The 7779-nt window shown below is 59.0% G+C and carries 2 protein-coding genes, 1 rRNA gene and 1 other annotated feature; of the genes, 2 read left to right on the top strand and 1 reads right to left on the bottom strand.

Going from position 1 to position 7779, the window contains the following annotated elements; genetic code table 11:
• Nucleotides 1-405: 405 nt before the first annotated feature.
• Nucleotides 406-1932 (top strand): 16S ribosomal RNA (locus AC1D0A_RS21800).
• Between the two features lie 511 nt (nucleotides 1933-2443).
• Nucleotides 2444-5679 (top strand) — a sequence feature (most likely nonfunctional fraction of RNA operon).
• Nucleotides 5680-5952: 273 nt separating this feature from the next.
• On the opposite strand, the gene AC1D0A_RS21795 is transcribed toward AC1D0A_RS21800, so the two are convergent.
• On the bottom strand, nucleotides 5953-6636 hold the full coding sequence (locus AC1D0A_RS21795) for a DedA family protein (protein WP_052354987.1): 684 nt from the start codon (nucleotides 6634-6636) through the stop codon (nucleotides 5953-5955).
• Between the two features lie 456 nt (nucleotides 6637-7092).
• On the opposite strand from AC1D0A_RS21795, the gene AC1D0A_RS21790 reads away from it, so the two are divergent.
• Complete coding sequence (locus AC1D0A_RS21790) at nucleotides 7093-7572, top strand: DUF6924 domain-containing protein (RefSeq protein WP_476946823.1); 480 nt, start codon at nucleotides 7093-7095, stop codon at nucleotides 7570-7572.
• Nucleotides 7573-7779: the final 207 nt, after the last annotated feature.

Here is a 7779-nt window from a genome sequence, read left to right as displayed (position 1 = left end):
GTTTTGGGTTGTGGTGGCGGGGTTTTTGGGTGGTGGGGTGGGTGTGGGGGGTGGAGTTGCGGTGGGGGCGTGGTGGGTGTATTGTTTTCTAAGTCGCCGCGAGGGAGACCAGCGGAAATGCTGGGAACCGGAGGCGGCCAATCCCCTAAATTTCAAGACCGGATCTGGTCGGCGTTTTGTGCGCTCCGGGTTCGGGTGGGGCGGGTTGGATGGTTTGCGGGTCGCGGAAACGCTGATTTGCAAAGCGGTCCGGACTCGGGTAAGTTTGAAAAGTTGCTCCGGAGCGATCCTTGACTGATTGTTGGTTGTGGTGGTGCCGGGTGTGTCTGTTGTTTGAGAACTCAATAGTGTGCCAAGTTTGTTGATTCCCGTTTTCCCGGGGGCGCATGTTGTGTCTGTTTTACTTCAACGGAGAGTTTGATCCTGGCTCAGGATGAACGCTGGCGGCGTGCTTAACACATGCAAGTCGAACGATGATCCGGTGCTTGCRCCGGGGATTAGTGGCGAACGGGTGAGTAACACGTGAGTAACCTGCCCTTAACTCTGGGATAAGCCTGGGAAACTGGGTCTAATACCGGATATGACTCCTCATCGCATGGTGGGGGGTGGAAAGCTTTATTGTGGTTTTGGATGGACTCGCGGCCTATCAGCTTGTTGGTGAGGTAATGGCTCACCAAGGCGACGACGGGTAGCCGGCCTGAGAGGGTGACCGGCCACACTGGGACTGAGACACGGCCCAGACTCCTACGGGAGGCAGCAGTGGGGAATATTGCACAATGGGCGCAAGCCTGATGCAGCGACGCCGCGTGAGGGATGACGGCCTTCGGGTTGTAAACCTCTTTCAGTAGGGAAGAAGCGAAAGTGACGGTACCTGCAGAAGAAGCGCCGGCTAACTACGTGCCAGCAGCCGCGGTAATACGTAGGGCGCAAGCGTTATCCGGAATTATTGGGCGTAAAGAGCTCGTAGGCGGTTTGTCGCGTCTGCCGTGAAAGTCCGGGGCTCAACTCCGGATCTGCGGTGGGTACGGGCAGACTAGAGTGATGTAGGGGAGACTGGAATTCCTGGTGTAGCGGTGAAATGCGCAGATATCAGGAGGAACACCGATGGCGAAGGCAGGTCTCTGGGCATTAACTGACGCTGAGGAGCGAAAGCATGGGGAGCGAACAGGATTAGATACCCTGGTAGTCCATGCCGTAAACGTTGGGCACTAGGTGTGGGGGACATTCCACGTTTTCCGCGCCGTAGCTAACGCATTAAGTGCCCCGCCTGGGGAGTACGGCCGCAAGGCTAAAACTCAAAGGAATTGACGGGGGCCCGCACAAGCGGCGGAGCATGCGGATTAATTCGATGCAACGCGAAGAACCTTACCAAGGCTTGACATGGGCCGGACCGGGCTGGAAACAGTCCTTCCCCTTTGGGGCCGGTTCACAGGTGGTGCATGGTTGTCGTCAGCTCGTGTCGTGAGATGTTGGGTTAAGTCCCGCAACGAGCGCAACCCTCGTTCCATGTTGCCAGCGCGTAATGGCGGGGACTCATGGGAGACTGCCGGGGTCAACTCGGAGGAAGGTGGGGACGACGTCAAATCATCATGCCCCTTATGTCTTGGGCTTCACGCATGCTACAATGGCCGGTACAAAGGGTTGCGATACTGTGAGGTGGAGCTAATCCCAAAAAGCCGGTCTCAGTTCGGATTGGGGTCTGCAACTCGACCCCATGAAGTCGGAGTCGCTAGTAATCGCAGATCAGCAACGCTGCGGTGAATACGTTCCCGGGCCTTGTACACACCGCCCGTCAAGTCACGAAAGTTGGTAACACCCGAAGCCGGTGGCCTAACCCCTTGTGGGAGGGAGCTGTCGAAGGTGGGACTGGCGATTGGGACTAAGTCGTAACAAGGTAGCCGTACCGGAAGGTGCGGCTGGATCACCTCCTTTCTAAGGAGCACCTACAACCACCCTGCCCCGTGTATGCGGGTGTGGTGGGGTTGTCAGGAGTACGCCCGTTGCGCAGACGCWAGTTCTGCGGCGGGTGCTCACGGGTGGAATATCAACRAATAGCGGCCGCCGGTTCTTCGCCGGCACCCAGTACGGTCCCCTGTGCTTCCCTTGGAAGCGCGGTGGTCCTGGAACGGTGCGGGAGAGGTGATCAGCGGTTTAGTGTTTGGCACACTGTTGGGTCCTGAGACAACAGGACCGGGAGGGTTTTCCTTTCCGGGACTTGTGTTTCTGGTTTCCTGGCTGCACCGATCACACGGTTGTTCCCTTTTGTGGGGCGTGTGTGGGGTGTGTGGTACGGGGTTGTTGTTTGAGAACTACATAGTGGACGCGAGCATCTTTTATAAGAAGCAATTTCCAAGAATATGAACCTGGATCTGTCGCTGTTGCCTTTTGGGGTGATGGTGGTGGTTTCTGTGGTTCTCTCGAAAATTACTCCTTGATCTTTTGTGGTCAAGTTTTTAAGAGCACACGGTGGATGCCTTGGCATTAGGAGCCGAAGAAGGACGTAGGAATCTGCGATAAGCCTGGGGGAGTCGATAACCGGACTGTGATCCCAGGGTGTCCGAATGGGGAAACCCCGCCAGGGGCGCGAGCTGCCTGGTGACCCGCATCTGAACACATAGGGTGCGTGGAGGGAACGCGGGGAAGTGAAACATCTCAGTACCCGCAGGAAGAGAAAACAATAGTGATTCCGTCAGTAGTGGCGAGCGAACGCGGATCAGGCTAAACCGTTCCATGTGTGATAGCCGGCGGGCGTTGCATGGTCGGGGTTGTGGGACTTCCCACTCCAGCTCTGCCGGGCTGGGAAGGTGAGAGTGCAGGCATAGGTGAACGGTCTTGAAAGGCCGGCCGTAGAGGGTGTGAGCCCCGTAACCGAAATGTTGTGCACCGCCTGGTGAAGTATCCCAAGTAGCACGGGGCCCGAGAAATCCCGTGCGAATCTGTCAGGACCACCTGATAAGCCTAAATACTCCCTAATGACCGATAGCGGACCAGTACCGTGAGGGAAAGGTGAAAAGTACCCCGGGAGGGGAGTGAAACAGTACCTGAAACCGTGTGCTTACAATCCGTCGGAGCCTCCGCGAGCGATCGTGTTGGGGTGACGGCGTGCCTTTTGAAGAATGAGCCTGCGAGTTAGTGTTACGTCGCGAGGTTAACCCGTGTGGGGAAGCCGTAGCGAAAGCGAGTCTGAATAGGGCGTTGCAGTGGCGTGATCTAGACCCGAAGCGAAGTGATCTACCCATGGCCAGGTTGAAGCGACGGTAAGACGTCGTGGAGGACCGAACCCACTTCAGTTGAAAATGGAGGGGATGAGCTGTGGGTAGGGGTGAAAGGCCAATCAAACTTCGTGATAGCTGGTTCTCCCCGAAATGCATTTAGGTGCAGCGTTGCGTGTTTCTTACCGGAGGTAGAGCTACTGGATGGCTAATGGGCCCTACAAGGTTACTGACGTCAGCCAAACTCCGAATGCCGGTAAGTGAGAGCGCAGCAGTGAGACTGTGGGGGATAAGCTTCATAGTCGAGAGGGAAACAGCCCAGACCACCAACTAAGGCCCCTAAGCGTGTGCTAAGTGGGAAAGGATGTGGAGTTGCGAAGACAACCAGGAGGTTGGCTTAGAAGCAGCCATCCTTAAAAGAGTGCGTAATAGCTCACTGGTCAAGTGATTCCGCGCCGACAATGTAGCGGGGCTCAAGTACACCGCCGAAGTTGTGGATTTCAGACAATAGCCAAGCTGCCCCCTTGTGGGGTTGGTTCAGGCGTCTGGAGTGGTAGGGGAGCGTCGTGTGGGCAGTGAAGTCGCGGTGGAAACCAGCGGTGGAGCCTACACGAGTGAGAATGCAGGCATGAGTAGCGAAAGACGGGTGAGAAACCCGTCCGCCGGATGATCAAGGGTTCCAGGGTCAAGCTAATCTGCCCTGGGTAAGTCGGGACCTAAGGCGAGGCCGACAGGCGTAGTCGATGGACAACGGGTTGATATTCCCGTACCGGCGAAAAACCGCCCATGCTGAACAGGGGATACTAACCGCCCGAAACCTGCCTGACCGCCCTTGTGGTGGAAGGGTTTTGGTGGAGCGCGGGACCTGATCCTGGGAGGCAAGCGTATTAACAGGTGTGACGCAGGAAGGTAGCCGAGCCGGGCGATGGTTGTCCCGGTCTAAGGATGTAGGGCGAACGGTAGGCAAATCCGCCGTTCATGATGCCTGAGATCTGACGGGACCCCCGYAGGGGGGGATTCGGTGATCCTATGCTGCCGAGAAAAGCATCGACGCGAGGTTTTAGCCGCCCGTACCCCAAACCGACACAGGTGATCAGGTAGAGAATACTAAGGCGATCGAGAGAATTATGGTTAAGGAACTCGGCAAAATGCCCCCGTAACTTCGGGAGAAGGGGGGCCCCAACCTTGAACACCACTTGCTGGTGGGAGGGGATCGGGGCCGCAGAGACCAGGGGGAAGCGACTGTTTACTAAAAACACAGGTCCGTGCGAAGTCGCAAGACGATGTATACGGACTGACTCCTGCCCGGTGCTGGAAGGTTAAGAGGACCGGTTAGCCGCAAGGCGAAGCTGAGAATTTAAGCCCCAGTAAACGGCGGTGGTAACTATAACCATCCTAAGGTAGCGAAATTCCTTGTCGGGTAAGTTCCGACCTGCACGAATGGAGTAACGACTTCCCCGCTGTCTCAACCATAAACTCGGCGAAATTGCAGTACGAGTAAAGATGCTCGTTACGCGCAGCAGGACGGAAAGACCCCGAGACCTTTACTATAGTTTGGTATTGGTGTTCGGAGTGGCTTGTGTAGGATAGGTGGGAGACGTTGAAGCCCGGACGCCAGTTCGGGTGGAGTCATCGTTGAAATACCACTCTGGTCACTTTGGACATCTAACTTCGGCCCGTAATCCGGGTCAGGGACAGTGCCTGATGGGTAGTTTAACTGGGGCGGTTGCCTCCTAAAAAGTAACGGAGGCGCCCAAAGGTTCCCTCAGCCTGGTTGGCAATCAGGTGTCGAGTGTAAGTGCACAAGGGAGCTTGACTGTGAGAGAGACATCTCGAGCAGGGACGAAAGTCGGGACTAGTGATCCGGCGGTACATTGTGGAATGGCCGTCGCTCAACGGATAAAAGGTACCTCGGGGATAACAGGCTGATCTTGCCCAAGAGTCCATATCGACGGCATGGTTTGGCACCTCGATGTCGGCTCGTCGCATCCTGGGGCTGGAGTAGGTCCCAAGGGTTGGGCTGTTCGCCCATTAAAGCGGTACGCGAGCTGGGTTTAGAACGTCGTGAGACAGTTCGGTCCCTATCCGCTGCGCGCGCAGGAAATTTGAGAAGGGCTGTCCTTAGTACGAGAGGACCGGGACGGACGAACCTCTGGTGTGTCAGTTGTACTGCCAAGTGCACCGCTGATTAGCTACGTTCGGATGGGATAACCGCTGAAAGCATCTAAGCGGGAAGCTCGCTTCGAGATGAGATTTCCATACACCTTGTGTGTGAGAGGCCCCCAGCCAGACCACTGGGTTGATAGGCCGGATGTGGAAGCGAGGACTAACGACTCGTGAAGCTGACCGGTACGGCGGTCATAGCGTGGGGGAAACGCCCGGTCCCATCCCGAACCCGGAAGCTAAGACCCACAGCGCCGATGGTACTGCACCCGGGAGGGTGTGGGAGAGTAGGTCACCGCCGGAACACCATTAACGGTCGAGGACCCCCACCACCAGGTAGGGGTCCTCCCGCATTTAACCGGCCTTTCAGGACCAGGCCCGTGCCTTCGGCGGCCCGGCCCCGGGGGAACGGCCGCCCGCCGGCCCCGGCTACGTGCCCAGCCGAACCCGGGTCGGTCCGGTAATCACCCTGGTGCCCGATCGCCGATGAGGGGCCCCCTGCGACGTCGTATGCTCCGCCTTGAAGGAGGCCGAGCGTTGCCGCAGGAACGTACAGGCCGGACGCGCCTGGACGGGCTCATTCGGCATCGGGTGCGCCGTCCCCTGTCCCTCCCGCTGACCTGAGCTTCCGGCGTCTGCGCCGGCGCCAAACGATCACCAGGCCCAGCACGACGAATGGGACCAGCACCCAACCGCCGATGTCGAGAGCGTCACCGATCGCATTGGCCAGCGCCCCGGCCAAATAGGCGAGAACACTGAGGCTCGCGACCCAGGCAATTGACCCTGTGATGGTCCAGAGCAGAAAAGTGGGCCACGGCATCTTGGCGGCCCCCGCGGCAATGGCGCCCCAGAGCCGGACAACAATGACCCAGCGGCCGAAGAACAAGGCTTTGCCGCCGTGACGATCGAAGAACGACTCGAGCTGGAGGATGCGATTCTCGTCGGCATGGAAGCGCTGTGCGAGTCGAAGCATCAGCGGACGGCCTCCCACCCGCCCAAGTACGTAGCCAATAGTGCTCCCGAGCATGGCGCCCAGGCTGCCGACCGCGATAACGGCGGTAAGGTTCAGGTCTCCGTGGCGCGCCGAGGCGTAGGCGCCAAGCAGGACGGCCACGGCGGGAAGCGGTACACCGGCGCACTGGGCCAGCACAATCACGAAGACGGCGAAGTAGTACGCCCATTCGTCCGCAACCCCTGCTTCCGCGGCGAAGTAGGCTGCCCAGCCGAGCGCCACGAAGCGGAAGGCAACTAATCCGGTCATCGCTCACACCTCACTCCGCTGCTCCGCCGTGGTTCATCATGACGGTCCCCGCGCTGCCCGCGTTCTGTCTGCGGTCATAACCCCCGCGACAGCACCGGGATGGCCCTTGTCTACCCTTGCGGCCGGGGCCGCGTCAAGAGCACGCTGCGGACACGGCCCGGCCGGCGGCGGCACTGCTTTTCCGGCCGCGGCGCTAGCCTCGGCGTTCCGGCCGGATCGCCCGCAGCCACCACCGCCCGCGCCGCTACGACCGCCGGCCCTGCGCGTCTCCTACGCCTCCTGCTTTAGGCCCTGAAGAGCTGCCCGGTTTCCCGGGACTATTGGCGACAGAAGACGCACGAAGGAAAGAACTCACGCACAGGCCTGGCCCTCCCTCCCTTCTGGTGCCTACGACCTTCAGCACCAGACGTCTGGGTGGATGCGCTTTCCGAGCATGAAGATGGATTCCGCGCCTGAGTGAGGGCCGTTGATGATACCGCCTGGAATCGCGTCGGGTGGAAACAGGTTCGCCAGGCGGTTCCGGCAGGCAATGAACACGCCTCTGTCTTGTTCCTCGTGGAACGTGGCGCTCCAGAAGGCGGGTATCCGATACAGATCACGGATCTGCGCGAGGCATCGCGTCGACCGTTCCGATGCATTGCGCGCGAACTCTGGAGAGTCGATGACAACCTAAACATCGCGAACATGGACTGGGGGAGCTCGCAGGAAGAACAGACAGCAAGGGTGACCTCAGGGGGTTGCCTGACAGTTCTTGCTGCTTCGATGTACTGGGAACAGGCTGCGGCCGAATCAATCGATCGATCAAACCACGAGATCCTGCAACTTCCGCCGCGGGTTTCAAGGTTCTTCGCTGCTGTTGGGCCATCAACTCGTCATACGCCCCTGCTAGTGCCTGGGCCCGCCGTGTGGGGAGCTGCCGGCACGGGGATGGAGTGATGCACGGCATAGTGGCCGTGGGCGGCGGGGGAGTGTGCGATGAGGTGCGTGACGGGTGGTTTTGGGTTGTGGTGGCGGGGTTTTTGGGTGGTGGGGTGGGTGTGGGGGGTGGAGTTGCGGTGGGGGCGTGGTGGGTGTATTGTTTTCTAAGTCGCCGCGAGGGAGACCAGCGGAAATGCTGGGAACCGGAGCGGAGGCGGCCAATCC

The sequence above is a fragment of the Arthrobacter sp. P1_D4 genome (genome assembly GCF_056406115.1).
The sequence above is the reverse complement of the archived record's forward strand: the minus strand, read 5'-3'. Positions and strand labels throughout refer to the sequence as shown.

Bases quoted from the DNA above. Each gene is read 5' to 3' on its own strand.
- AC1D0A_RS21795 (WP_052354987.1), bottom strand. From the start codon at position 6,636: ATGACCGGATTAGTTGCCTTCCGCTTCGTGGCGCTCGGCTGGGCAGCC.